Origin of the sequence: Sporosarcina sp. ACRSL, assembly GCF_022346605.1 — a bacterium.
Lineage (GTDB): Bacteria > Bacillota > Bacilli > Bacillales_A > Planococcaceae > Sporosarcina.
Window position 1 is genome coordinate 418,028 of sequence record NZ_JAKRNT010000001.1, and the last position, 26,956, is coordinate 444,983.

General features: G+C 44.0%; 25 protein-coding genes. 23 read left to right on the forward strand and 2 right to left on the reverse strand.

What is annotated here, in order from left to right:
- The first annotated feature begins 5 nt into the window (after positions 1 to 5).
- From MHZ92_RS02260 to hfq, 16 genes are all read left to right on the forward strand, one after another.
- A complete protein-coding gene (locus tag MHZ92_RS02260; protein ID WP_239429877.1) occupies positions 6 to 1,256 on the forward strand; it encodes a competence/damage-inducible protein A in 1,251 nt (416 codons plus the stop codon).
- A gap of 175 nt (positions 1,257 to 1,431) precedes the next feature.
- A complete protein-coding gene (gene recA / locus MHZ92_RS02265; protein ID WP_239429878.1) occupies positions 1,432 to 2,493 on the forward strand; it encodes a recombinase RecA in 1,062 nt (353 codons plus the stop codon).
- A 249-nt stretch (positions 2,494 to 2,742) separates the two neighbouring features.
- Complete coding sequence (gene rny, locus MHZ92_RS02270; RefSeq protein ID WP_239429879.1) at positions 2,743 to 4,311, forward strand: ribonuclease Y; 1,569 nt, start codon at positions 2,743 to 2,745, stop codon at positions 4,309 to 4,311.
- A 100-nt stretch (positions 4,312 to 4,411) separates the two neighbouring features.
- Positions 4,412 to 5,209, forward strand: coding sequence for a TIGR00282 family metallophosphoesterase (locus MHZ92_RS02275; protein WP_239429880.1), 798 nt, complete (start codon positions 4,412 to 4,414; stop codon positions 5,207 to 5,209).
- 87 nt (positions 5,210 to 5,296) lie between these two features.
- Positions 5,297 to 5,566, forward strand: a complete 270-nt coding sequence (locus tag MHZ92_RS02280) for a stage V sporulation protein S (RefSeq protein WP_153010004.1) — start codon at positions 5,297 to 5,299, stop codon at positions 5,564 to 5,566.
- Positions 5,567 to 5,772: 206 nt separating this feature from the next.
- A complete protein-coding gene (locus tag MHZ92_RS02285) occupies positions 5,773 to 5,970 on the forward strand; it encodes a hypothetical protein (RefSeq protein ID WP_239429881.1) in 198 nt (65 codons plus the stop codon).
- 427 nt (positions 5,971 to 6,397) lie between these two features.
- Positions 6,398 to 7,948, forward strand: a complete 1,551-nt coding sequence (miaB, locus tag MHZ92_RS02290) for a tRNA (N6-isopentenyl adenosine(37)-C2)-methylthiotransferase MiaB (protein ID WP_239429882.1) — start codon at positions 6,398 to 6,400, stop codon at positions 7,946 to 7,948.
- Positions 7,948 to 8,382, forward strand: a complete 435-nt coding sequence (locus MHZ92_RS02295) for a RicAFT regulatory complex protein RicA family protein (protein WP_239429883.1) — start codon at positions 7,948 to 7,950, stop codon at positions 8,380 to 8,382. The genes miaB and MHZ92_RS02295 overlap by 1 nt, the downstream gene beginning before the upstream one ends.
- A 187-nt stretch (positions 8,383 to 8,569) precedes the next feature.
- Entirely contained in the window at positions 8,570 to 9,106 is a 537-nt protein-coding gene (gene cotE / locus MHZ92_RS02300; RefSeq protein WP_370644605.1) for an outer spore coat protein CotE, read from the forward strand.
- A gap of 119 nt (positions 9,107 to 9,225) precedes the next feature.
- Positions 9,226 to 11,796: a DNA mismatch repair protein MutS gene (mutS, locus tag MHZ92_RS02305; protein ID WP_239429884.1), complete on the forward strand. Its 2,571-nt coding sequence runs from the start codon at positions 9,226 to 9,228 to the stop codon at positions 11,794 to 11,796.
- 56 nt (positions 11,797 to 11,852) lie between these two features.
- Positions 11,853 to 13,766: a DNA mismatch repair endonuclease MutL gene (gene mutL / locus MHZ92_RS02310; protein WP_239429885.1), complete on the forward strand. Its 1,914-nt coding sequence runs from the start codon at positions 11,853 to 11,855 to the stop codon at positions 13,764 to 13,766.
- 80 nt (positions 13,767 to 13,846) lie between these two features.
- Positions 13,847 to 15,340 carry a glycerol kinase GlpK gene (gene glpK / locus MHZ92_RS02315; RefSeq protein WP_239429886.1) on the forward strand — a complete coding sequence of 498 codons (1,494 nt, stop codon included), beginning with the start codon at positions 13,847 to 13,849 and terminating at the stop codon, positions 15,338 to 15,340.
- 17 nt (positions 15,341 to 15,357) lie between these two features.
- The gene (locus MHZ92_RS02320) at positions 15,358 to 17,004 is read left to right on the forward strand and encodes a glycerol-3-phosphate dehydrogenase/oxidase (protein ID WP_239429887.1); all 1,647 of its coding nucleotides are present in this window, start codon (positions 15,358 to 15,360) and stop codon (positions 17,002 to 17,004) included.
- A complete protein-coding gene (locus MHZ92_RS02325) occupies positions 17,001 to 17,915 on the forward strand; it encodes an alpha/beta hydrolase (RefSeq protein WP_239429888.1) in 915 nt (304 codons plus the stop codon). The genes MHZ92_RS02320 and MHZ92_RS02325 overlap by 4 nt, the downstream gene beginning before the upstream one ends.
- Positions 17,912 to 18,862, forward strand: a complete 951-nt coding sequence (gene miaA, locus MHZ92_RS02330; RefSeq protein WP_239429889.1) for a tRNA (adenosine(37)-N6)-dimethylallyltransferase MiaA — start codon at positions 17,912 to 17,914, stop codon at positions 18,860 to 18,862. Before MHZ92_RS02325 ends, miaA begins: the two co-directional genes overlap by 4 nt.
- Positions 18,863 to 18,902: 40 nt before the next feature.
- On the forward strand, positions 18,903 to 19,127 hold the full coding sequence (gene hfq / locus MHZ92_RS02335; protein ID WP_239429890.1) for an RNA chaperone Hfq: 225 nt from the start codon (positions 18,903 to 18,905) through the stop codon (positions 19,125 to 19,127).
- Between the two features lie 55 nt (positions 19,128 to 19,182).
- On the opposite strand, the gene MHZ92_RS02340 is transcribed toward hfq, so the two are convergent.
- Complete coding sequence (locus tag MHZ92_RS02340) at positions 19,183 to 19,788, reverse strand: trimeric intracellular cation channel family protein (protein WP_239429891.1); 606 nt, start codon at positions 19,786 to 19,788, stop codon at positions 19,183 to 19,185.
- A 181-nt stretch (positions 19,789 to 19,969) separates the two neighbouring features.
- On the opposite strand from MHZ92_RS02340, the gene MHZ92_RS02345 reads away from it, so the two are divergent.
- The gene (locus tag MHZ92_RS02345; protein WP_239429892.1) at positions 19,970 to 21,235 is read left to right on the forward strand and encodes a methionine gamma-lyase family protein; all 1,266 of its coding nucleotides are present in this window, start codon (positions 19,970 to 19,972) and stop codon (positions 21,233 to 21,235) included.
- A 347-nt stretch (positions 21,236 to 21,582) separates the two neighbouring features.
- Here the strand turns inward: MHZ92_RS02345 and lexA are convergent, their stop codons facing one another.
- A complete protein-coding gene (gene lexA, locus MHZ92_RS02350) occupies positions 21,583 to 22,203 on the reverse strand; it encodes a transcriptional repressor LexA (RefSeq protein WP_239429893.1) in 621 nt (206 codons plus the stop codon).
- A 201-nt stretch (positions 22,204 to 22,404) separates the two neighbouring features.
- Here lexA and yneA point away from each other — a divergent pair, with 201 nt between their 5' ends.
- The 6 genes from yneA to MHZ92_RS02380 all read left to right on the forward strand — a co-directional run bounded on the left by yneA (position 22,405) and on the right by MHZ92_RS02380 (position 26,805).
- Positions 22,405 to 22,722: a cell division suppressor protein YneA gene (gene yneA / locus MHZ92_RS02355; RefSeq protein ID WP_239429894.1), complete on the forward strand. Its 318-nt coding sequence runs from the start codon at positions 22,405 to 22,407 to the stop codon at positions 22,720 to 22,722.
- Positions 22,722 to 23,384 carry a YneB family resolvase-like protein gene (locus tag MHZ92_RS02360; protein ID WP_239429895.1) on the forward strand — a complete coding sequence of 221 codons (663 nt, stop codon included), beginning with the start codon at positions 22,722 to 22,724 and terminating at the stop codon, positions 23,382 to 23,384. Before yneA ends, MHZ92_RS02360 begins: the two co-directional genes overlap by 1 nt.
- Before the next feature lie 99 nt (positions 23,385 to 23,483).
- On the forward strand, positions 23,484 to 23,717 hold the full coding sequence (locus tag MHZ92_RS02365; protein ID WP_239429896.1) for a DUF896 domain-containing protein: 234 nt from the start codon (positions 23,484 to 23,486) through the stop codon (positions 23,715 to 23,717).
- A 103-nt stretch (positions 23,718 to 23,820) separates the two neighbouring features.
- Entirely contained in the window at positions 23,821 to 25,830 is a 2,010-nt protein-coding gene (tkt, locus tag MHZ92_RS02370) for a transketolase (protein ID WP_239429897.1), read from the forward strand.
- 167 nt (positions 25,831 to 25,997) lie between these two features.
- Positions 25,998 to 26,444: a sporulation inhibitor of replication protein SirA gene (gene sirA, locus MHZ92_RS02375; protein WP_239429898.1), complete on the forward strand. Its 447-nt coding sequence runs from the start codon at positions 25,998 to 26,000 to the stop codon at positions 26,442 to 26,444.
- Between the two features lie 124 nt (positions 26,445 to 26,568).
- Positions 26,569 to 26,805, forward strand: coding sequence for a YneF family protein (locus MHZ92_RS02380; RefSeq protein WP_239429899.1), 237 nt, complete (start codon positions 26,569 to 26,571; stop codon positions 26,803 to 26,805).
- Positions 26,806 to 26,956 lie beyond the last annotated feature (151 nt).

The window sequence follows — 26,956 nt, forward strand, 5'->3', positions numbered from 1 at the left end:
TTCGTATGAAAGCTGAAATCATCGCTGTAGGATCGGAGCTCTTGTTAGGGCAAATTAGTAATACGAATGCCGCATATATTTCTGCTCGTCTCGCTGAAGTCGGCATCGATGTATATTATCATACGGTCGTCGGAGACAATCCGAACCGACTCGCGGAAGCGATAAAACATGCACAAAACCGTGCGGATCTTATCATTTTTTCCGGAGGGCTTGGTCCGACAAAGGATGACCTGACGAAAGAAACAATCGCCAACATACTAGGCGTTGAACTTGAAAGCGATTATGCCGCGTTAGTCTCAATTGAAGCTTATTTCAAACGGACAGGTAGGACGATGACCGAAAATAATAAAAAACAGGCACTCGTTCTGGCTGGTTCGACAGTTTTGACGAATCATAACGGTATGGCGCCAGGCATGGCAATAGAGAAGGACGGGATAAGGTATATCTTATTACCCGGTCCACCTCATGAATTGGAGCCGATGTTTGAAAAAGAAGCTATCCCGTACCTATTAGGGACTTCCACGAAGCGTGAGGTTATCGTTTCACGTGTGCTGAAATTTTATGGAATAGGAGAAGCTGAGCTCGAGTATCGTGTTCAATCGATTTTAGAGAAACAGTCAAATCCGACTGTCGCTCCTCTAGCATCTCCTGATTCCGTCACCCTCCGATTAACCGCAAAAGCAGAATCGCATGAGGCTGCCCAAAAGTTGATTGCACCAGTGGAGTTGGAAATCCGTTCAGTCGTTGGTCAATTTATCTATGGTACTGATGAGGATACGTTGTCGTCAAAAGCGGTCGAACTGCTGAAAAGTAATGGGCTGACAATTGCCGCTGCTGAAAGTTTGACAGCGGGTCAATTCATGTCGGAATTGGCAGACGAACCGGGCATCAGCTCTTCCTTTAAAGGCGGAGTCGTCGTCTATGATGAGACCGCGAAAAAGGAGCAGCTTACTATTTCGGATGCATTGCTAGATGCGTACGGTGTTGTCAGTTCGGAATGTGCAGCTGCGTTAGCCCAAAATGTGAAGCGGAAGTTCAATTCGGACATCGGAGTCGGATTGACAGGTGTTGCTGGCCCTGACCCGCATGACGGAAAACCGGTCGGAACCGTTTGGATTGGAATCGCATTTCCTGATGATGTGAAAACATTTAAACTAGAATTATCAGGTTCCCGAAATACGAATCGGAAACGTGCTGCCCGATTCGCCTTCTACTATTTAATACAAGAGATGAAGAAACGGTACCCCGAAAATTAAATTTTGCCCCTTATTCTCATTTAAAATCCACTTTTCACCCTTATTCTCATTTAAAATTGGATTTTGATAAAATAAATCGAATAAGCGTTCGTTTTTTGTTTGAGTATTTCTCATAAAAGGAGTATAGTAGAGACAGGAAGAAAAAGAATAACGCCTTTTAAGGGAGGAATCGTTTTTGAGCGATCGTAAAGCAGCTTTGGACCAAGCTTTGAAACAAATTGAGAAACAATTCGGGAAAGGGTCCGTTATGAAATTAGGGGAAAAGACCGATAGGGAGATTGCTACATCTTCCACCGGCTCTCTTGCACTCGACGCTGCATTAGGGGTTGGCGGATATCCTAGAGGACGGGTCATCGAAATCTATGGACCGGAGAGTTCCGGTAAGACAACAGTGGCATTGCATGCAATTGCGGAAGTGCAAGCTTCGGGCGGACAAGCCGCTTTCATTGATGCAGAGCATGCATTGGATCCTGTTTACGCGCAGAAGCTTGGCGTCAATATTGACGAATTGCTTTTGTCACAGCCGGATACCGGCGAGCAAGCGCTAGAAATCGCCGAAGCTCTCGTTCGGAGTGGAGCAATCGACATTGTTGTCATTGACTCCGTTGCGGCATTAGTACCGAAAGCAGAAATCGAAGGGGAAATGGGCGACTCGCATGTGGGCTTACAAGCACGTCTCATGTCCCAAGCGCTACGTAAACTGTCTGGTGCTATTAACAAATCGAAGACGATCGCTGTCTTCATTAACCAAATTCGTGAAAAAGTCGGTGTCATGTTCGGAAACCCTGAAGTAACACCTGGCGGCCGCGCATTGAAATTCTATTCCTCTGTACGTTTGGAAGTGAGAAGAGGCGAAGCCATCAAGCAAGGCACAGACATCATGGGGAATAAAACCCGTATTCGTGTCGTGAAAAACAAAGTCGCTCCTCCGTTCCGTACTGCGGAAGTGGACATTATGTATGGGGAAGGGATTTCTAGAGAAGGAGAAATCGTCGACCTCGGAGCTGAACTCGAAGTTGTCCAAAAAAGTGGAGCATGGTATTCCTATGAAGGCGAAAGGCTTGGCCAGGGTCGTGAAAACGCCAAGCAATTCCTGAAAGAAAATCCGGATATTCGTTCTGAAATTGCAAACAAAATCCGTGATTCTTACGGAATGGCTGCTCAAAACTACGTCATCGCAAGCCATGACGAAGAGGAAGAAGACGAACTTGAACTATTCCTTGAAGAGGAAGAATAATTGATTGACGAACCGGACTGCCTTTTAACGAGGCGGTCCGGTTTTTTATCGATTCATCCAATGATACATACGTTCCGAAAAAAGCGTAATAAAGGTGCATAACGCTTTACATTCCTTGACATGTCAATTTTTCATCGATACAATTAGAATTGTATAATTTCACATCAATGAAATCATTATGGCAGTATGTTGATTGTTAATATACGAGCCGACTGAAAACGAAAAGAATAGCAGGAGGAGGTGACCTGGATGCCAGATGGAATCATCGGAAACATCATCTCCGCTTTGCTCGGTCTGTTCGTCGGTGCAGTTGTTATCTATTTAGTTATCAAAAAGGTGAATGATTCAAGAGTGACGGGTGCCAAGAACTCTGCTGAACAAATCGTCGAAGACGCGAAACGTGAAGCGGAGGCTTTGAAAAAAGAGGCACTGTTGGAAGCGAAAGATGAAAATCACAAACTGAGAATTGAAGCGGAATCAGAAATCCGTGAGAGAAGAGCGGAACTGCAAAAGCAGGAAAACCGCCTTTTGCAACGGGAAGAAAATCTTGACCGCAAGGATGATGCTCTCAATAAAAGAGAAGCAGGACTGGAGCGCAAAGATGATGCGCTTTCCAGTAGACAACAGCATATTGAACAAATGGAACGCAAGGCGGAAGATCTTGTTGCCATGCAACAGACGGAACTTGAAAGAATCTCGGCCCTTACAAGGGATGAAGCAAAACGTATCATCCTGGACGACGTTGAGAAGGAACTTTCCACAGATATCGCCGTCATGACGAAAGAATCGGAGCAACGTGCAAAAGAGGAATCTGAAAAGAAAGCTCGCGAAATCCTCTCCCTCGCATTGCAACGTTTCGCAGCAGACCATGTTGCCGAAACAACCGTTTCTGTCGTCAACTTACCAAACGATGAAATGAAAGGCCGTATCATCGGAAGGGAAGGTCGAAATATCAGGACATTGGAAACTTTGACTGGTATTGATTTGATCATCGACGATACACCTGAAGCAGTAATACTTTCAGGCTTCGATCCCGTCCGTCGTGAAACCGCGCGTCTCGCACTTGAAAAGCTCGTGCAAGACGGCAGGATCCACCCTGCACGGATTGAAGAGATGGTCGATAAGGCGCGCAGGGAAGTGGATGAATTGATCCGTGAAAAAGGTGAACAGACTACATTTGATGTAGGAGTTCATAATCTACATCCGGATCTAATCAAAATCCTTGGAAGATTGCATTTCCGCACAAGCTACGGCCAAAATGTCCTAAAACATTCCGTAGAAGTCGCTTATCTTTCAGGACTGTTGGCGGCTGAAGTCGGAGAGGATGTCACACTCGCAAGACGAGCAGGACTTCTCCATGATATCGGCAAGGCCATCGACCATGAAGTCGAAGGTAGCCACGTCCAAATCGGCGTTGAACTTGCGACGAAGTACAAGGAGCATCCTGTTGTCATCAACAGCATCGCCTCCCATCATGGGGATGAGGAAGCGACGTCGGTCATCGCAGTATTGGTAGCGGCAGCAGATGCGTTATCGGCAGCGAGACCAGGTGCAAGAAGTGAAACTCTTGAAAATTACATTCGCAGACTACAAAAACTCGAAGAAATTTCAGAGTCGTACGAAGGTGTGGAAAAATCATTCGCCATCCAAGCGGGCCGCGAAGTTCGAATTATTGTCCGACCTGACCAAATTGATGATATCACAGCACATCGTTTGGCCAGGGATATAAGGAAACGGATCGAGGAAGAACTCGATTATCCGGGTCACATTAAAGTGACAGTCATTCGTGAAACGCGTGCAGTCGAATATGCAAAATAATGTAGATGACTCCTGTCCAACCATGGTTCAGGAGTCATTTTATTATCTTAATAAAAGATTGGATGAAAAGGATTGTATTAAGTAGAAAGAGGTTGCAAATATGAAAGTACTATTTATAGGCGATATCGTCGGGTCAATCGGTAGAGAAATGGTGTTTGATCATATCGCTCGATTGAAGAGGAAATACAAGGCTGATGTAGTCATTGCCAATGGTGAAAATGCTGCTTCCGGCAGAGGGATTACAAAAGCGATATTTGACGATCTTCTCCGTTCAGGAGTCGATGTCGTAACGATGGGCAACCATACGTGGGATCAAAAGGAAATTTATGATTTTATCGATGAAACGGATTACTTGATTCGCCCAGCGAATTTTTCAGACGAAGCTCCAGGAAAAGGAATGACGATAATTACAAAAAACGGTATAACATTGTCAGTCATCAATTTGCACGGCCGAACTTTCCTTCCACCTCATAGCGATCCATTTGAGAAGGCAGAGGGATTGATTGAAGAAGCTCGCAAAATATCGCCGCTTATCTTCGTCGACTTTCATGCGGAAGCAACGAGTGAAAAAATAGCGATGGGATGGCATCTTGATGGAAAGGCATCCGTCGTAGTTGGGACACATACACATGTTCAAACAGCAGATGATCGAATTTTGCCAGGTGGAACGGCTTATTTGACAGATGCAGGAATGACAGGCCCGTATGACGAAATATTAGGTATGAAAAAAGAGGATGTCATTTATCGATTCCGTACAAATTTACCTGTCCGTTTCGAAGTGCCGAAAAGAGGGCGAGGCCAATTAAATGGGCTCTTCGTCGAGTTGAATGATCAAACGGGAAAAGCGGTAGCGATCGAGCGTATAATGATTAATGAGGATCATCGATTCGAAGCATGAAGTGAGTCTAATCATCACCTTCTTTTCATAAGATGACGTATGGATAAATACATTCCATAGACATCGTGAAAACAAGGAGGAAACATGGTGAGTCCATTGAAGGTATCATCCCGCTCTAATCCGAATTCCGTCGCAGGAGCACTCGTAGCGGTAATAAGGGATCAAGGGTATGCAGAAATGCAGGCGGTCGGGGCCGGCGCATTAAACCAGGCCATCAAAGCAGTCGCAATCGCACGTGGCTTCGTCGCCCCAAGCGGCAGCGACCTCGTATGTGCCCCAGCATTTACTGATATTGAAATTAACGGTGAGGGAAGAACCGCCTTGAAGCTGTTAGTTGAAAAAAGAAAGAGAAGTTAAAAGAGAAACGCTAAAAGGTTCAAGATGTGGATAATCGAAAGACCGAAAATCGCCAGAACGGCTCGCTTTCCGCGGGCGTTGCCTTAGCCAATCGAACAGCGGAGGGTTCGATTTGCCGTATTTCTGCGATCTCAGAAATTTAGGCATCCTAAAAGGTGCTCGTAACGCTACGCTTTACTCGCAAAAGCCATTCTTCGTAACGGCTAGTGCAGAGAGATGTGCTCGCAACGCTTCGCTTTTGCTCGCAAAAGCCGTTCTTCGTAACGGCTAGTGCAGAGAGATGTGCTCGCAACGCTTCGCTTTTGCTCGCAAAAGCCGTTCTTCGTAACGGCTATTGCAAAGATGTGCTCGCAACGCTTCGCTTTTGCTCGCAAAAGCCGTTCTTCGTAACGGCTTTCGCATGAGTCTCGCCTTTTCTGGCGATTTTCTAGAAACTGCTAATAATCAAAATAACAGCAAACAAGTGAAGGGGCAAACAGCTTTCTTCACTTGTTTTGTTATTAGCCATGTAAAAAGATGTAGTGATTGGTTTTGTATTCTAGTTGATTGGAGCGGAGGGCGGCGACTCCAGCGGGACAAGCGAGACAGCTGAGACCCCGCAAGGAACGAAGTGACTGAGGAGGCTCAGCCTCGCCCGCGGAAAGCGTCCACCTGAAGCGGAAATCAAAGTTAATAGTGAATTCTTAGTCTAAACTGTCACACAGTTGACTCAAACACATGTTATTTCATGAATCATGAAATAACGCCACTTCAAAGTGGTAGAAAGTTCATGTATAATGAAAACGAATCTGTTCAATTCCCACAAGGTTTGAAGAAAGGGGAAGTTTTTGCATGAATGAAGAACAACGCCTGGAAGCCGGGCTTGTCAAACCGGATACAGTGAAAACTGCATCTGCACCGGAAAAGGATTATAGTAAATATTTTGAAACTGTCTACACACCACCTTCCTTGAAGGAAGCAAAGAAGCGCGGAAAAGAGGAAATTGCTTATCACGACGATTTCAAAATCGAAGAGCGTTTTCTTGGCATGGGTGCTGGACGTAAATTTTATATCCGTACATACGGCTGTCAAATGAACGAACATGACACCGAGGTCATGGCGGGCATTTTTACCGGTTTAGGATACGAAGCGACGAACACCGTGGAAGATGCGGACGTCATCCTTCTGAATACATGTGCCATCCGGGAAAATGCGGAAAACAAAGTGTTCGGTGAATTAGGGCATTTGAAGCCGCTGAAGTTGGAAAGACCGGACCTGCTCATTGGCGTTTGTGGTTGTATGTCACAGGAAGAGTCAGTCGTCAATAAAATCCTAAAAACGTACGATCAGGTAGACATGATTTTTGGCACGCATAATATTCATAGATTGCCGAATATTTTGCACGAAGCCTATATGTCCAAAGAAATGGTCGTTGAAGTCTGGTCGAAGGAAGGAGATATCATTGAAAACCTTCCAAAAGTTCGCCACGGTAATATAAAAGCTTGGGTCAACATTATGTATGGATGCGATAAGTTCTGCACATATTGCATCGTTCCTTACACAAGAGGGAAAGAGCGTAGTAGACGCCCGCAAGACATCATCCAAGAAGTGAGACAACTGGCCGCACATGGTTATAAGGAAATCATGCTTCTCGGCCAAAATGTCAATGCGTACGGAAAAGACTTCGACGATATCGATTACCGTCTTGGAGATTTGATGGATGATCTTCGTAAGATTGACATTCCACGCATCCGCTTTACGACAAGTCATCCAAGGGATTTTGATGATCACCTTATTGAAGTTCTTGCAAAGGGCGGAAATTTGCTTGATCATATCCATTTACCAGTTCAATCGGGTTCAAGCGATATCTTGAAAATCATGGCACGGAAATATACAAGGGAACAGTTTTTAGAACTAGTCGGTAAAATAAAGGCTGCCATCCCGAATGTCACGTTGACAACGGATATTATTGTCGGCTTCCCGAATGAAACGGATGAGCAATTTGAAGAAACACTTTCTTTGTATAAGGAAGTCGGATTTGAAATGGCGTATACGTATATTTATTCTCCACGCGAAGGGACGCCTGCCGCTAAGATGGTGGACAATATTCCGATGGAAGTGAAAAAGGAACGTCTCCAACGTCTAAATAAGCTTGTCAATGAGATGTCGGCAGAAGCGATGAAGCCTTACAAAGGAAAAGTTGTAAAAGTGCTCGTTGAAGGCGAAAGTAAGAGAAACCCAGATGTGCTTGCCGGTTATACAGAGAAGAATAAACTTGTTAATTTTAAAGCACCGCGTTCGGTGATCGGTGAAATTGTCAATGTTAAAATTACAGAGGCTAAAACATGGTCGCTCGACGGCGAATTTATCGGCGTCGTAAATGAGGAAAAGGTGATGTCATAATGGAAAAATTTTACACTAAAGAAGAGATAATCGAAAAAGCACGGGAAATTGCACATATGATCGCGAATACGGAGCAAGTAGAATTTTTCAAGCGCGCGGAAGAACAAATAAATGAAAACAAAAAAATTCGTGAAAAGATTAATAGCTTGAAGTCATTACAAACACAAGCTGTTAATTTCCAAATGTACGAAAAAGAAAGAGCTCTTGCCATCATCGAAGAAAAAATCGAGAAAATCCAGGCAGAAATTGATGAAGTTCCGATTGTGCAAGAATTCAAGCAATCCCAACTTGATGTGAACGAACTACTCCAATTAGTCTCCAACACAATCGCAAACAGTGTGACAGATGAAATCATCGAATCTACAGGCGGAGATGTCCGACGCGGGGAAACGGGTTCATATGTCAAAAGTACGCAACATAAACCATTATCATAATTTAGGGAACACGATTATTAGGGTTCTCCTCAGCCTGATTGAAAATGTCAACAGGCTGAAAACCGATGAGGATAAATTCCTCGTCGGTTTTTTTCACTTTCTGGGCTTCTGGTGCATAGGATAAATAGACGTAAACGAAGGAGGAAACGAACTGAAGAATTTACGGCAAATTGTAACGAAGGCAGTCATTGCAAAAGGAAAGTTAAGGACGGAGTCGGATGTTACGCTCAAGCCGCCGAATAAACCATCGAGCATCTTGGGGTGTTGGGTAATTAACCATAGCCATCAAGCGAAAAAAGTGGGACGTTACATCGAAGTGACAGGTAAATTCGATGTTAACGTCTGGTATTCGCATCATGACCACTCCAAGACTTCAGTCTATTCGGAATCAGTACCGTACAAAGATAGGATCAGACTCCACTATCGAGATGAGCCGGTGTCCGGTCAAGAGGAGATTATCGTCAACGTTCTGCAGCACCCGAATTGTACGGAGGCACTCATCTCTGAATGCGGTGAAAAATTCGTCATAAAAGTGGAGAGAGAACTAGTCGCAGAAGTTGTCGGGGAGACAAAAGTGTGCATCACTGTCCATCCACATCAGTTTGAAGAGGAATGGTCATTTAAAGATGAATCCTCTTCCCATCACGGCCACGATCAAAATCATCAAAAAGTAGAAGAAGAGAAGCGTCACGAGGACAGAGGAAGGGATTCACGTCCATTTTAAGCCGGAAGGATCATCCGGCTTTTTTTTCTTTTGTTCTCAAATCGATGACCGACAATGCTACTGTGGAGCTGGATGTTTTGCTATAATATAAGAAAACGTAAGTTTAGTGAGGTTCTGGAATGACTACATATACACCGATGATTCAACAATATTTACAAGTAAAATCCGAATATGAGGACGCGTTCCTATTTTTCCGATTAGGAGACTTCTATGAAATGTTTTTCAACGATGCCATCGAAGCATCCAATATCCTTGAAATTACATTGACTAGCAGGGACGGGGGAAGTGCGGACAAGATCCCGATGTGCGGAGTGCCTTTCCATTCGGCTGAAGGCTATATTGAAACATTAGTTTCGAAAGGACATAAAGTCGCAATCTGTGAACAGACAGAGGATCCTAGAGCGGCGAAAGGGATTGTAAAGCGGGAAGTCGTTAAAGTCGTCACTCCGGGAACAATCACCGAAGGAAAATCACTCGATACGAATGCAAATCATTTCATCGGAGCCGCCGACCAATTGGACGAAAGACGGTATGCGTTAGCCTATGTCGATCTTGCGACGGGGGAAGGAAAAGCGGAAATCATAGTAGGCGATGAACGGACATTGATCGGTGAAATTGAAGCACTCGGAATGAAGGAGATCGTCGTTCGGGAACAATTACATATTGCTTTGAACGAATGGATGGCAAAAAGGGATATCGTTCTATCGATGGAAAATGTCGATGGCGATGGCAGTTCTCTTTCGCTTGGCGCTACTATGCCAAGCGAATTGAACGAAGCGTGTGAAATTCTTGTTTCCTACTTGAAACGTACCCAAAAAACCTCTTTGGAGCATTTACGTCCTTTTGAATACATTCAGAAATCAGAAAAGCTGTCCATTGATGCCAATTCAATGCGTAATTTGGAGCTTGTCCAATCGATTCGGAACGGAAGCAAAGAGGGGACTCTTTTCTGGCTTTTGGATGAAACATCAACTGCGATGGGTGCAAGGAAATTGAGGATATGGATCCACCAGCCATTGGCAGACAGAGTTGCAATAGAAGATAGATTGAATATCGTGTCCGACTTGATTGAAGATTACTTTCTTCGAGATGAATTGAAAGCATCTTTGAAAGAAGTTTATGACCTCGAACGATTGTCCGGAAGGATTTCTATGGGGAATGCGAGTGGAAGGGATCTTGCGCAGCTAAGGAATTCGTTACGAAAGGTGCCTCATTTGAAACAAGCACTCCAGCAATCCGGCCGTGAACGTTTGCAGCGGTTCTCTGAACAGATTGATCCATGTAACGAGGCTCTCGACTTATTGGAGGCATCGATTGCTGAAAATCCTCCGCTTTCGGTCAAAGAAGGCGGCATTATCAAAGACGGCTATCATGCAAAGCTTGACCAGTACAGGGACGCATCAAGAAACGGGAAGGAATGGCTTGCGGGACTTGAACGCGAAGAACGGGAACGTACGGGAATTAAGTCATTGAAAATCGGCTATAATCGCATTTTTGGCTATTTTATCGAGATTACTAAATCCAATCTCCATCTAGCCGATTTATCCCGTTATGAACGCAAGCAGACTCTTGCCAACGCAGAGCGCTTTATTACCGCCGAGCTAAAGGAAAAGGAAGATTTGATCTTAAACGCTGAGGCGGAAGGCCAGGACCTTGAATATACGCTATTCTGCAATGTCCGTGATGAGATGAAAAATCATATCCGTAGAGTGCAGCAATTGGCAGGCGTTCTATCCGAGCTCGATGTACTGCTTTCATTTGCAGAGGTGTCGGAAAAGCAACGGTTTGTCAGACCGCAATTCCATGATGGACGGGCATTGGAAATCAAGAACGGACGCCATCCCGTTGTAGAGAAAATGATGGATCATTCATTATACGTGCCGAATAGCTGCAACCTGACCGAAGATGCAAATATGCTGCTCATTACTGGTCCGAATATGTCTGGTAAAAGTACATACATGCGTCAAATCGCTTTGACAGTCATTATGGCGCAAATTGGCTGTTATGTGCCTTGCGAATCCGCAATTCTTCCAGTGACAGATCAAATTTTCACGCGAATCGGGGCAGCGGACGATCTAGCATCCGGCCAAAGTACGTTTATGATGGAAATGATGGAATCCCAACATGCGATAGCTAATGCAACCCGAAACAGCTTGCTACTATTCGATGAAATTGGTAGAGGAACGTCAACGTACGACGGAATGTCACTTGCCCAGGCAATGATGGAATTCATTCATAATGAAATCGGAGCAAACACATTGTTCTCGACTCACTATCATGAGCTGACTAAGCTCGACGAAGAATTGGATAGGCTCGTCAATGTCCATGTGGCTGCAATGGAGCAAGAAGGAAGAGTCGTATTCCTCCATAAAGTGATGGCAGGACCTGCTGATAAAAGCTACGGAATACATGTAGCACAGCTCGCGGGCCTACCGGAAACGATTGTAGTTCGAGCTAAAGAGTTACTTGACGTTTTTGAGAGCGGTGAACAGGCTGCTGCGGCGACTTCAGCATCCGAGCAATTGACATTCTTTGATTTGAACGAGGAATCAGATCCGATGGCAGAATTGGACAAGTCTGTTCTCAATCAAGTGAAACAGACAGACATATTGAATATGACACCGATGCAGGCGATGGGCTTAATACACGATTGGCAAAAACAATTACGTTCTGCCGAGAAAGCAGACTGATTCTGTCTTGCTCGTTAGAAGTTTCACTATTTTTTGATCAAAGAAGGAGGGGTCCTATGGATATCATTTCGGTTATGGATGATTCACTATCCAATAAAATTGCTGCTGGGGAAGTCGTCGAGCGCCCGGCTTCAATCGTCAAGGAATTGGTAGAGAATTCAATAGACGCGGACAGCACATCGATTGAGATTGCACTGGAAGAAGCTGGCCTCACCTCCATTCGGGTGACCGATAACGGCAAAGGCATGTCACGTCGTGATGCTGCTCTTGCTTTTGAACGTCACGCAACGAGCAAAATATCGAATGAACGGGATCTATTCAGAATTAGGACTCTCGGATTTAGGGGAGAGGCACTGGCCAGTATCGCTTCCGTGTCCAAAGTGAGCCTGTTCACTTCAGACGGGGAGACGGAAGGGACGGAAGTGCAGCTCGACGGCGGTAACATCATCAAACAGTCAAATGCTGCATTCAGAAGAGGGACCGATATGACAGTTTCGCAACTTTTCTATAATACCCCAGCTCGGCTGAAATATATGAAAACGATCCAAACAGAACTTGGGCATACGATAGATCTTGTCAACCGGCTTGCCCTTAGCCATCCACATATTGCTTTTAAACTGTCACATCATAGCCAGACCATTTTGCATACGTCAGGCAGTGGAGATCGCCGTAAAGTGCTTACTGATATATACGGCATGGCGGTTGCGCGAAAAATGGTGCCATTTGCCGGGGAGAATGCAGATTTCAAAGTGGATGGATATGTCACTTTACCTGAAATGACGAGGGCATCGAAAAACTATATGACACTTATTGTGAACGGAAGATGGGTAAAGAGCTACACTGCAAATCAGGCCGTGCTCGATGGCTTGCACACCTATTTGCCAATTGGACGTTTTCCGATTGCAGTCATTAACGTCGAAACAGACCCGTTTTTGACGGATGTCAACGTTCACCCATCCAAACAGCATATACGGCTTAGTAAAGAGGCTGAGCTATTTGACCTAATAAAATCTTCTGTCCGTGAAGCGGTGAAACGGTCAATTATCGTACCGGATGCAGTAAAAAGGGAGCCAGTGAAGAAAGTGCATTCCGAGCAAGTGACGATCTGGAATGAATTCCAACCGGCAAACAGTTGGAAGAACAAAGAAGTTGAGAAGTTGACAACTGTGAAGGAAGAGCCTGATAGCGTTCAGGAAGATTTGAAGAGTGAATCGAATCAAATCGAAAAGAAACCGCTCCAAACTGTTTACGAACCCGCTATAAATAAATATGAGCAAGCAGTTCAACCAGAGCAAACAGTTCAACGGGACCAAGCAGTTCAACCTGAAAAGGTGATGGAAGTTCAAGAAATTCCCGCTCCTGAAAAAAACGAAGTAAAGGAAAAAAGATTCCCGTCACTCGTTCCAGTCGGCCAAGTACATGGAACGTATATCATCGCCCAAAATGAGGATGGTTTTTACATGATCGATCAGCATGCGGCGCAAGAGCGGATCAAATATGAATTCTTCAGAGAGAAATTGAGTAAAGTGGAAGAGGATGAAAGGCAAATGCTGTTAATGCCCCTCATCTTCCATTATTCCGGCGATGAGATGGTGAAAATAGAGGAAAATCGGGAAGCGCTGAATGATGTAGGTGTTTTTCTAGAGGAATTTGGTCCTTCTTCCTACACCGTGAAAGAATATCCAGCGTGGTTTCCTGCAGGAGAAGCATCGACGCTTATCGAAGAATTGATAGAGCAAGTGTTGACGACTAGGAAAACGGATATCGGAAAGCTTCGGGAAGAGACGGCAATAATGATGAGCTGCAAACGATCGATTAAAGCAAACCATCATTTATCGATTGCGGATATGGAAAGGCTACTTTCCGATTTATCGCATGCAGAGAATCCATACACATGCCCTCATGGAAGACCAGTCCTCATCCATTTTTCCACTTATGAAATTGAAAAGATGTTTAAGAGGGTAATGTAAAGGAATCGGGAAGTGCTAGCTTTGTAAGTGTATGCATATTTAGCAAGAATTCTAAAGTTGAACAAGGGGGAGAACAGGGAATGGGTGAGTTCATATTAACGATTGACCAAGGCACGACAAGCACTCGGGCAATTCTATTTAATCGCAAAGGCGAGATGGTCCATACAGCGCAACAAGAATTTAAGCAAATATTCCCGAAACCTGGCTGGGTGGAGCACAATGCTAATGAAATATGGGGTTCAGTCTTGTCCGTTATCGCTAAAGTTCTTACCGAAAGTGGTCATCAACCGGAAGATATTGACGGAATCGGCATTACAAATCAGCGAGAAACGACTGTCATATGGGACAAGAGAACAGGCCAACCGGTTTACAACGCAATCGTTTGGCAATCAAGACAAACGCAATCAATTATCGAAGAGTTACGGAATGACGGCTTGGGGGAAATCATCCGTAAAAAAACCGGATTGCAACTCGACCCTTATTTTTCCGGTTCAAAAGTAAAATGGATCCTCGACGAGGTGGAAGGCGTGCGGGAGCGGGCGGAAAAAGGGGACTTGCTCTTTGGCACAATTGATTCATACCTTATTTGGAAGTTGTCGAATGGTGCAGTTCATGTTACAGATTACTCGAACGCTTCACGTACGATGCTTTTCAATATCCATGAGCTGCAGTGGGATAAAGAACTTTGTGACATGCTTGATATTCCGATGGGCATGCTGCCTGACGTGAGAATGTCTTCAGAAATCTACGCGCACACTGACCCATCCGTCTTTTTCGGAGCTTCCATTCCAATAGCCGGCGCAGCGGGTGATCAACAATGTGCCTTGTTCGGTCAAGCCTGTTTTCACGAAGGAATGGCAAAAAACACGTACGGAACGGGTTGCTTCATGTTGATGAATACAGGCGAACAACCGGTCACGTCTGAAAACGGACTTCTCACAACGATTGCTTGGGGGTTGGATGGCAAAATTACATATGCACTCGAAGGCAGTGTGTTCGTTGCAGGCTCCGCAATCCAGTGGCTCAGAGATGGGATGCGCATGCTCCAAAAAGCAGCTGATTCAGAAATGTATTCGACACGAATTGCCTCGACGGATGGTGTGTATGTCGTACCAGCGTTCGTTGGCCTAGGAACACCGTATTGGGATTCGGATACAAGAGGAGCCGTATTCGGTTTGACTCGAGGAACGGAAAAAGAGCATTTTATCCGCGCTACAGTTGAATCATTAGCTTATCAGACGAAAGATGTATTATTGACGATGGAAAAAGATGCAGATATGGAGATTAATATTCTTCGTGTAGACGGAGGCGCTGTCGCGAATACATTCCTCATGCAATTCCAAAGTGATTTGCTGCAGATTGAAGTAGAGCAATCGGCTTATTTGGAGACGACCGCACTTGGTGCTGCTTATCTTGCAGGACTTGCAACTGGATTTTTCGAGTCCCGCGAGGCTGTTGAAGCACTCTGGTCGAATGCAAAGACGTATTTGCCGAAGATGAAAGTGGAAGAGCGCGATGCGCTATATAGCGGTTGGAAAAAGGCTGTAGAGGCAGCACGGATATTCAAAATTTGACTGGAGGGAAGCGAAGGATGTTATCATCGATCACAAGACCGAAAGTGAAACAATTCATGCGCGACTATCAGTTTGACCTGCTCGTCATTGGAGGTGGGATTACCGGTGCCGGTATTGCCCTAGATGCAGTGACAAGGGGATTATCTGTCGCTCTCGTTGATATGCAGGATTTTGCGGCAGGCACTTCCAGCCGCTCGACGAAGCTCATCCATGGCGGATTGCGTTATTTAAAACAGATGGAGTTGAAAATCGTTTCGGAAACCGGTAGGGAAAGGGATATCGTCTATCGAAATGCACTCCATGTGACAGAGCCCGAGCGGATGCTTCTCCCTTTCCATAAAGGCGGCTCATTTGGCAAGCTGACAACTTCAGCAGGATTATTCGTCTATGATAAATTGGCAGGCGTGAAAAAAGAGGAACGTCGTGAAATGCTGACTGCTGAAGAGACGCTTGAAATGGAACCTTTACTCCGGGAGGAAGGCTTACTTGGCGGCGGACATTATGTAGAATATAGGACAGACGATGCCAGACTGACGATAGAGGTATTGAAAAAGGCGGCTCAGAAAGGTGCACTTTGCCTAAATTATATGAAAGTGGAGCAGTTTCGATATATGGAAGGGAAAGTTGCCGGGGTCAATGTACGGGACATGCTCACAGGCGACGAAATGGACATCAGCGCCTCCGTAGTCGTCAACGCAACTGGACCTTGGGTGGATGAAATACGCGCAAAAGATGAATTGTCAAACGACAAACGTTTACGGTTGACGAAAGGTACCCATATTGTAATCGACCAGGCAATTTTCCCTTTACGCCAAGCTGTTTATTTTGATTCACCGGACGGCAGAATGATTTTCGCAATTCCAAGGGGCAATAAAGCCTATATTGGAACGACTGATACATTTTACGATGGCGATCTGACGAACCCGATTGCGACTGAGGCGGATATTTCTTATCTCCTAGAAGCCCTTCACTATATGTTCCCTTCTGTAAAAGCCGGACGCAATGATATCGAATCAACTTGGGCAGGCGTCCGTCCGCTAATTTACGAAGAAGGAAAAGACGCTTCCGAAATTTCACGTAAGGATGAAATTTGGGGATCTGGCACAGGATTGATTACAATTGCGGGCGGTAAATTGACCGGCTATCGAAAAATGGCGGAAACGGTTGTAGATCAAGTCGTTCAACGATTTCCAACTACATCATTCGGCCCGTGCATAACAGAGCATCTTCCATTGTCGGGCGGAGACTTTGAAAGCGAAGAACAGTTTGCTGCTTTCCTTAACAGCAAATCGAACGAAGCCGAATTATACGGACTGACAAAGGAAGAGGGACTGAAGCTTGCTTCCTTGTACGGGACGAATGTCGATCACGTCTTTACCTATGTGAGTGCTGTTTCAACAGATACTACAGAGCTGCCAGCTGTTTGGAAAGCGGAAGTACTCTATGCGATTCATCACGAAATGGCAATGACACCATCGGACTTCTTCATTCGCAGGAAAGGTGATCTCTTTTTCAATATGATCTATGCAAAACTTTACAAAGAGGCAGTGACGGATTATATTGGCGCGATTCTTTCCTATTCAGCGAAGATGAAAGAGCGTTATCTTTCCCAATTGGAGCAACAGATAAAAGAAGCTGAAGGAAAGGTTGGTGAGCGTGTTTGAATGAAAAGACGATAAAGATGTCCGACGGTTTTTCCATCCATACTGTTTTTACAAGGCCTTCTGATCGACCGCTAGCACATATCCATCTGCTGCATGGCATGGCAGAGCACATTGGACGGTATAAAGAGTTTATGGCATATCTCGCAGATGAAGGCTTTGCCGTTTCCGCACATGATCATCGCGGCCACGGTCAGACCGCAACATTGAATGGAAAATTGGGTCATTTCGGCGATTCGACAGGCTTCGATCGTATCGTTGAAGACGCCCATGAAATCATCGGCTTTTATCGGAATGAATTTCAAACACCAAAATTGATCCTTTTCGGACATAGCATGGGGTCATTTGTTGCGAGGAGATACGCGCAAAGATACGGAAATGATCTTTACAAACTGATTTGTTCGGGCACTGCCGGCGACCCTGGACTCAGCCGGGTCGGCGGACAAGCAATAGCTTACCTGAAAGGCAAGGCAACAAAATTTGATGAACCCGATTATTTTATAAATAAATTGGTGTTCGGTGCATTCAATAAAACAGTAAGCGAACCGAGAACCCCTTTCGACTGGCTGACGAAAGACAAAGAGACGGTAGAGAGATATATAAATGACCCATTATGTGGTTTCGTTCCGACAACCCGTTTTTTCATCGATCTGTTTGACGGGTTAGCAAAAATCAATGACCGTGAAAAAATACGGGAAATTCCAAGCGGATTGCCAATCCTACTCCTATCTGGATTGGATGACCCTGTTGGTCTGAAAGGAAAAGGGGTTTGGCAGGCTGCTGAGCAATTTACCGATGTCGGAATAACAAATATAACGGTGATGCTCTATGAAGGCGGTCGCCATGAAATGTTGAACGAAGTGAATCGGAAACAAGTATTTAATTTCATTACAGATTGGATAATAGAAGAATGAAACAAACAAATAAAGTCATCGCAATTGTCGGACCGACTGCATCCGGCAAAACGTCGCTTAGCATCGAACTCGCCAAAAGGCTCGATGGAGAAATTATCAATGGGGACGCGATGCAAGTATATAAAGAATTAAATATCGGCACTGCAAAAATTACAGACGATGAAAAAGAAGGGATTCCCCATCATCTATTTGACATAAAGGAACCTACTGAATCTTTTTCGGTAGCAGAATACCAGTCGGCTGTAAGAAGCTGTATAGAAGATATACGGAGTCGGGACAAGCAACCGATTATCGTTGGCGGCACTGGATTGTATATCCAGTCAGTCCTCTTCGATTTCAGGTTTACAGAAGAGGCGGGGGATGAAAAGATCAGAGCCGAATTGGAAAAAGAACTGGAATTGGAAGGCGGCGCAGAGCGTCTATACAATCGTTTGCAAAAGATAGATCCTGTAAGTGCTGAAAAAATCCATCCGAATAACCATCGTCGGCTAGTACGTGCGCTTGAAATCATCGAAGTGACAGGTAAAACGAAAAACGAGCATGAGCAAGGAGCGGGTGAAGAACCTTTATATGATCATCTAATTGTTGGCCTGACCTTGGATCGGGAACTGCTCTATGAGCGAATCAATCAACGGGTGGATCAAATGATGAATGATGGTTTATTGGAGGAAGCGAGAGGATTATGGAACAAGGGCGTCCGCAATGTCCAATCGGTCCAAGCTATCGGTTATAAGGAGCTCTATGAGCATTTTGAAGGTCTCATCACGTTAGACGAAGCAGTCGACTTGATCAAAAAAAACACACGGCATTACGCAAAACGTCAAATGACATACTTCCGGAACAAAGTTAACATCTCTTGGTTTGATGCGCTTTTAAATAAAGAAAAGATTGTGGATGGAATTTTATCGATTTTGAAGGGTTTTGAAGAAGCGAAATCGAATAAGTAATTAGCAAGAGAAATATAGAAGCAATTGGAGGCTGGGGTGTATGGCGCAAGGTAATATGCAAGAAACTTTTTTGAACTCATTACGGAAAAATAATACGTTCGTCACTGTTTTCCTATTGAATGGGTTTCAACTGAAAGGTCTTATCAAATCATACGATAATTACACCGTTCTATTAGAATCGGACGGCAAGCAACAACTGATTTATAAACACGCAATTTCGACGTATGTGCCAGCGAAACCGGTAGTGTTAAAGGAAGAGGAATAACAATCATATGTACCAACAGAGGAACAGGCTCATCATGCCTGTTCCTTTTTTTAAGTCATCGTGACCATTTATCATTGCGAGGAAGTGCCCATCGATAATGATAAGAAAGAATACGAAGGCTTGCGACTATTACGAGCAAACCATATAACATCCAATCATAGGCGTGAAAACCGTTACCGACAAAAAATCCAGCGCCAGCCGCCCAAATGGCATAAATATCTTCTTTGAATATAAGGGGGCGTCTGCCAGCGAGTATATCCCTGATAACCCCACCGCCTGCACCTGTCAATACTGCTGCAACCATTACTGTAAAAAGTGACATATTCATATCGACTGCAAGCATTGCCCCTTGAATGGCAAACGCAGCCAAACCAATTGCATCGAAATAGGTCCCCCACCGATTCCAATGGGAAATGATCGATTTAGAAAAAAAGAAAACGAATGTAATTAAGATCGAAGCGACGATGAAAAGGAAATGCTGATTCCACAATACGGAAGCCGGAATTCCAAGAAGAATATTCCGAACTGCCCCTCCACCGAATGCCGTGACCATACCTAATATATACACACCGAAAATATCATATTCTTCATCCTGCGCAACGAGAGCTCCCGAAATGGCAAAAGCCGCAGTACCGATAAAACTGAAAACATCCCAAGCCAATTAAGATCCTCCTCGTTAAAATATGTAATTTCCACTTCATTGCACAGAAATGGTTAAGATATCATATTGCATATTGTATATGAAAACAGTATCTTCGCCAATGCAGACCATTTTTCATTGACCTATTTCATCAGACTGATAAGATATACTAGTGACTATTTGTAGGAATGAGGAAATGGAAATGAAGATAAATGAATTTGCTTCCGAAATCGAAAGAAATGCGGAGGCAACTGAACAAAAACTGATCCCTTATTTTAAAGAAGTGGAAAAGACGGCTTTTTTTAATCAAAGAAAAGTGCTCGCTGCCTTCCGTAAAAACATGGTGAGCGATTTTCATCTGACCGGATCAACTGGATATGGTTATGATGACAGTGGTAGGGATGTACTCGAACAAGTATACGCGGACACTTTTGGAGCGGAAGCCTGTCTCGTTCGAAATCAGATCATTTCTGGCACACATGCTATTTCACTAAGTTTGTTCGGCGTACTAAGACCGGGGGATGAACTTCTTTATATAACGGGTAAACCTTACGATACACTCGAATTGATTGTTTCCGGAAACGGTGAGGATACTGGGTCACTCATTGATTATGGAATCACATATAAACATGTCGATCTAAAGGAAGACGGTTCTGTTCATTTCGATGAAGTAAACAGAAATATCCATAGCAAGACGAAAATGGTCGGCATCCAGAGATCGAAAGGTTATTCGGATCGTCCATCCTTCCATATTAAAGAGATCGAAGAGATGGTCCGATTTGTCAAATCGATTAACCCCGACATTATCGTTTTCGTCGATAATTGCTATGGCGAATTCGTTGAAACACAAGAGCCGGTTGAAGTCGGAGCAGATCTGATGGCAGGATCCCTTATCAAGAATCCGGGTGGGGGACTTGCAAGAACTGGCGGGTATATCGCGGGTCGTGCAGATCTTGTGAAAAAATGTGCATACCGGATGACTTCACCAGGAATTGGTGCGGAAGCAGGTGCATCTCTTGATACACTTTTAGAAATGTACCAAGGATTCTTTATTGCCCCGCATGTCGTCAGTCAAGCGGTAAAAGGCGCTTTATTTACGGCTGGTTTCCTTGACAGCTTCGGATTCGATACGACTCCGCATTATTCGGCTTCGCGTACAGATTTGATACAGTCTGTCAATTTCACCAATGCTGATCAAATGATCGCTTTTTGCAAAACAATCCAGGAAAATTCCCCGATCAATGCGCACTATGCACCTGAACCATCGTATATGCCAGGTTATTCTGACGATGTCATCATGGCAGCAGGTACATTCATACAAGGCTCTAGCATTGAACTTACAGCCGATGGACCCATCCGCCCGCCGTATACGGCTTATGTTCAAGGGGGCTTGACATACGAACACGTCAAGTCAGCTGTTATGTCATCGATGGACAAGCTATTGAAACAAGACATGATGAATAAATGAAATGAAAAGAGGATGGGGCTGTCCAGAAAGATTAGTTTTCACTCACTTTCTGGACAGCCTCGATCCATTAGTTAGTATGAGTAATCATAAAACCCGATAAGTGATCATAAAAGCCGATAAGTGATCATAAAAGCCGACATGTGATCATAAATCCCGCTAAGTGATCATAAAACTAGGCAAGTGATCATAAATCGCGCTAAGTGATCATAAATCCCGCCAAGTGATCATAAAACCCCGCAAGTGCTAATAAACCTCCACATGTGATCAAAAAATACCACCCTATAATAAAAAGACTGCCAGGAAAGTCGATTCATCGACTTTCCAGACAGTCCCATTCTCTTTGATCATTAATGAATTTGACGATAGACGCCGACGACTTTTCCAAGGATGGAAACTGAATTAACGATGATCGGTTCCATCGATTCATTTTCAGGCTGCAAACGGAAATAATCTTTTTCTTTGAAGAAGCGTTTCACCGTCGCCTCGTCCTCTTCCGTCATAGCAACTACAATTTCTCCATTATTCGCTGTATGCTGCTGTTTGACAACGACATAATCTCCATTTAGAATCCCAGCCTCTATCATACTATCTCCAACAATTTCAAGCATGAATAGTTTATCGTCCGTTGTACCATACGTATCTGGCAACGGAAAGTATTCTTCAATGTTCTCAATTGCAGTGATCGGCAAGCCGGCGGTAACCTTCCCAACAAGCGGAACATGGACCACTCCCGATTTAAGGGCCGTTAGACCTTCTGGATCCAATACCTCAATCGCTCTCGGTTTTGTCGGGTCTCTGCGGATATATCCTTTACTTTCCAGTCTGGCTAGGTGACCATGCACCGTTGAGCTTGATGCAAGTCCGACAGCTTCCCCGATTTCACGAACGGAAGGCGGATACCCTTTTAGTTTTACTTCATCTTTAATGAACGTAAGAATATCCTGCTGTCTCTTTGAGATTTTTTTCATCTTTCCACCCCTCCAATTAATAGGTTCATTGATTTGCAATTTACGAACGCATGTCCACAACCTCAATTATTACTTACCAAGAGTATAACAGGTGTTCGGGCAATTGGCAAACAAAGGTTCGAGAATTTGTTGACTTCTCAAAATACCTATCCTATAATGGGAACAAGTATTCCGAACAAACATTCTAGGAGGGGTTTTATTATGACTTTCATTCAAAAATACGGCTATATCCTATTAATAGTATTCCTTTGTACCGCTTTTACGATTGCAGGTGTCATGAAAGAAGCGAAGTCAACATCGAATTCATTCGTAGAAATTACAATATCGGAAGGTGATACGCTTTGGGGATTAGCACAATACCATTCCAATGATGAAGATCCAAAAAGATGGATAGCGAATGTCATGGAGCTAAATGACTTGCAAACCACATTAATAAAATCAGGAGAAACATTGAAATTGCCATCGAATAATCCTATATTTCCAGATACGATGATGGTCGAATTGGCAGGAGAAGAATAATGACAAATAAAAAAAAGACATGCGCCATCTATTGCCGTGTGAGTACTGAAAAAGAGGAGCAAGAAACATCCTTATCAAGGCAAGAAGAGGAATTAAAAAAGCTTGCAGATGACCTTGGGTTAGTACCCGTACATATTTTCAAAGAAAAACATAGCGGTTACGACATGGAACGTGAAGGATTGCTCGACTTATTAGACTGCATTCGTGATGAAGAAATCGATGCAGTGCTCATACAAGACGAAACAAGACTCGGTAGAGGAAACGCAAGAGTTGCCATTTTGCATTTGCTTGCAAAGACGAATACAACAGTTATTACGAATACCGATAGCGGAGCATTGAAATTGAATGAGATGGATACGATGCTGTTAGAAATACTAGCAATTGTGGAAGAATATCAACGTAAACTGCACAATGCCAAAATCAGAAGGGGTATGAAGCGTGCTGTTCGCGAAGGATACAGACCAGAACGGAATCTTAAAAACAAAGGAAATCTCGAAGGACGCGAACGAATCGAAGTGCCACTAAGTGAAATCGTTTCATTGCGACAAAAAGGTCTAACATTTGAAGAAATTGCGACAGTCTTGAAAGGCCTCGGCCATAACGTTAGCAAAGCGACCGTCCATCGCAGATATAAAGAATACGAAGTAGAGCAGGAAGGCTGATTGGTTGCACTTCCTGCTCTTTTTGTATACCTTCAAAGTATGCTTTTTAATGAAATCCACTATATGTTTTTATGTGGAGAATACAACTGGAGGAATTCGATGTTATCAAAAGATAAAATTAAACGAATCAACGAACTGTCGAAAAAATCAAAAACGATCGGCTTGTCAATTGAAGAAGCAAAAGAACAGACAAAGCTGCGTAAAGAATACTTGGAATCATTCCGGTCATCCATGCGCGACACAATCGAAAATGTCAAAGTCATCGACCCACAAGGCAACGACGTCACCCCAGAAAAAGTAAAAGACGCGCGTAATAAAAAGTTCCTGAATTGACCAACCGAACATAGGATGGATTGTATTTCATCTATAGATTGACTACACTATAGATGGTATAACAATTGCAACTATAAGATAAGCATGGGAAAGGATGTTCTGAATGACCGAAAAGATTGACCAATTAGCAATAAACACAATTAGGACGTTATCCATCGACGCGATTGAGAAAGCGAATTCCGGCCACCCGGGATTACCGATGGGAGCTGCTCCGATGGCTTATACTCTCTGGACGAAGCATATGCATCACAACCCTTCGAATCCAAATTGGTTTAACCGCGACCGTTTTGTTTTATCAGCAGGTCACGGTTCCATGCTGTTATATAGCCTGCTTCACTTGAGCGGATATGGACTCCCGATGGAGGAGTTGAAAAACTTCAGACAATGGGGGTCGAAAACTCCTGGTCATCCGGAATATGGACATACCGTAGGGGTTGAAGCAACAACTGGTCCACTTGGACAGGGAATCGGTATGGCGGTAGGAATGGCTATGGCCGAAAAGCATTTGGCTGCAATTTATAACCGTCCAGGTTTCGATATTGTAGATCACTATACGTACGCACTCTGCGGAGACGGCGACCTTATGGAAGGTGTGGCAGCAGAAGCGATTTCCCTTGCAGGCCATCTGCAATTGGACAAATTGATTGTCCTATATGATAGTAATGACATTTCATTGGACGGAGAATTAGATATGTCATTTACGGAAAACATCCGTAAACGATTCGAATCATACGGCTGGAACTATATCCGTGTTGAAGACGGCAATAATGTCGAACTAATTTCTAAAGCGATTGAAGAGGCGAAAGGCAATTCAGGCGGTCCTACTATGATCGAAGTGAAGACTGTTATCGGATATGGCTCACCGAATAAATCCGGTAAAGCAGACGTCCATGGTGCGCCTCTTGGCGAAGATGAAATGAAGCTTACGAAAGAATACTACAAGTGGACGTATGAAGAAGATTTCTGCGTTCCTGAAGGCGTCTATGAGACATTCAAAGAGGCTACCGATGAATTGGGTGTTCAGAAGGAACAACAGTGGAATGAACTGTTCGCTCAATACGAAAGTGAGCATGCCGATTTAGCTACTCAATTGAAAGCAGCTATTAAAGGTGACATGCCTGAAGGGCTTCTAGAAGCACTTCCAACGTATGAAGCAGGCTCCTCCCATGCAACACGTTCCGCATCAGGAGAAGCAATCAATGCCATTGCAAAAGTGTTACCTTCTTTCTTTGGAGGAAGCGCAGACCTTGCAGGTTCTAATAAGACAACAATCAAAGGTGCAGGTGATTTCCTACCAGGCGATTACAAAGGTCGTAATATTTGGTTTGGTGTACGTGAATTTGCGATGGGGGCAGCCTTGAACGGAATGGCGCTCCACGGTGGACTGCATGTATTCGGCGGAACATTCTTCGTGTTCAGCGATTATGTGAGACCAGCAATCCGATTGTCTGCACTTATGGGTATGCCTGTCACGTACGTATTTACACATGACAGTGTAGCGGTCGGTGAAGACGGCCCAACACATGAACCGGTTGAACATTTATCATCTCTTCGTTCAATGCCTGGATTGACTGTCATCCGTCCAGCAGATGGCAACGAAACATCAGCTGCTTGGAATATCGCGGTCTCCTCGAAGAATCGACCGACAGTGCTAGTGCTTTCCCGTCAAAATTTACAAGTGTTGCCGAAATCCGGTGAACTTGCGATGGATGGCGTAAAACGCGGTGCCTATGTAATTTCTCCAGCAAACAAGGATGTGGCTGACGGAATTCTTATTGCGACAGGTTCCGAAGTAAATCTTGCAGTTGCAGCGCAAGCGAAACTCCAAGAACAAGGAATTGATGTGTCCGTCGTGTCCATGCCTTCATGGGACTTGTTCGAGCAACAAGATGAGCAATATAAAGAAAGTATACTGCCAAAAGCAGTTAAAAAACGCCTATCTATTGAAATGGGCGCATCCCTCGGCTGGCATAAATATGTCGGAGACGAAGGCGGCGTCATGTCAATTGACACGTTCGGTGCAAGTGCACCAGGCGAAAGAGTCATTGCAGAATATGGCTTCACAGAAGAAAATGTAGTTCGAGAAATGAAAACGATCCTCGGTCGTAACTAATGGATGCCGCTTCGGAATAGGTAATGCACTTTTTCCGAAGCGGCATTTTTCAACGACTATTTAACTTACTATTGGAAAACTTTCGACAACAATAGTGTCTTTCTTTACCGTGTTTTGACAAACTTTTTACTTTGGTTAGGTTAGACTATGTAAAAGGAGGGATGGTCATGAGAACTTATGATATTTATAAAGTAAAAGAAAGATACCAATCATTTATTCTAGGCAGGGAAGGACTTCTTTATGAATTGCTAAAAGATCATGCACAGGAGAATCCCTTGCAGGAAGTTCAGTATTTATGCGATGAAATCGAGGAATCCGCGATTGACCAAGCAATCCTTAGTCATTTGGGAAAAAGTTTTACGACGGTCGAAAGTGATGATGGTGAATATAAATTGTCGCATCCGATGAAAGGTTCCATTCATATTTCGCTAACACCTTATTCCCTGCAAGCGTACTGCGATGGCTCACGCATGTTGGACCTAGATCTGTTTGTCGCTTTGTCCGGGTCTGATGATCGTTTCTTTGCAGTGATGGACAAGCATGGGGAGTGGGGCTGGTTGAAACCCGTAAAGCAGGAGAACCAACTCGGGAAAGATAGGACAATCTTATTTTAAAAATTGTCTATACGGATTCTTCTCGAATTATTTACTGCCAGTCATTGCTATCCGCCATCCCTTTGTTGTATAATCCATCATGGTAGAGTATTCTCGAATTACGGTAGTGAAGGAGGTATAGCGGATGGGAACGACTTGGTGGATCCTCATAGTCATCGTCGCGCTAATCGCAGGTGTGGCCCTCGGATTTTTCATCGCACGTCAATATATGATGAAATATTTGAAGGAAAACCCGCCAATCAATGAACAAATGTTACGTATGATGATGATGCAAATGGGACAAAAACCTTCACAAAAGAAGATTAATCAAATGATGGCACAAATGAACAAGTTAAATGACAATGCAGGTAAGAAAAAATAAGTTAGCTTATTCTTCATAGGACAAGCTTCCTTCTGCATTCGATTTTTTGTTTATAAACTATCTAGTAAGTGATTCAATCGACAAAAAACCACTTTTGACTGATGTAATTAATCAGGAAAGTGGTTTTTTATTTGAAGACAGCAATAGCCAT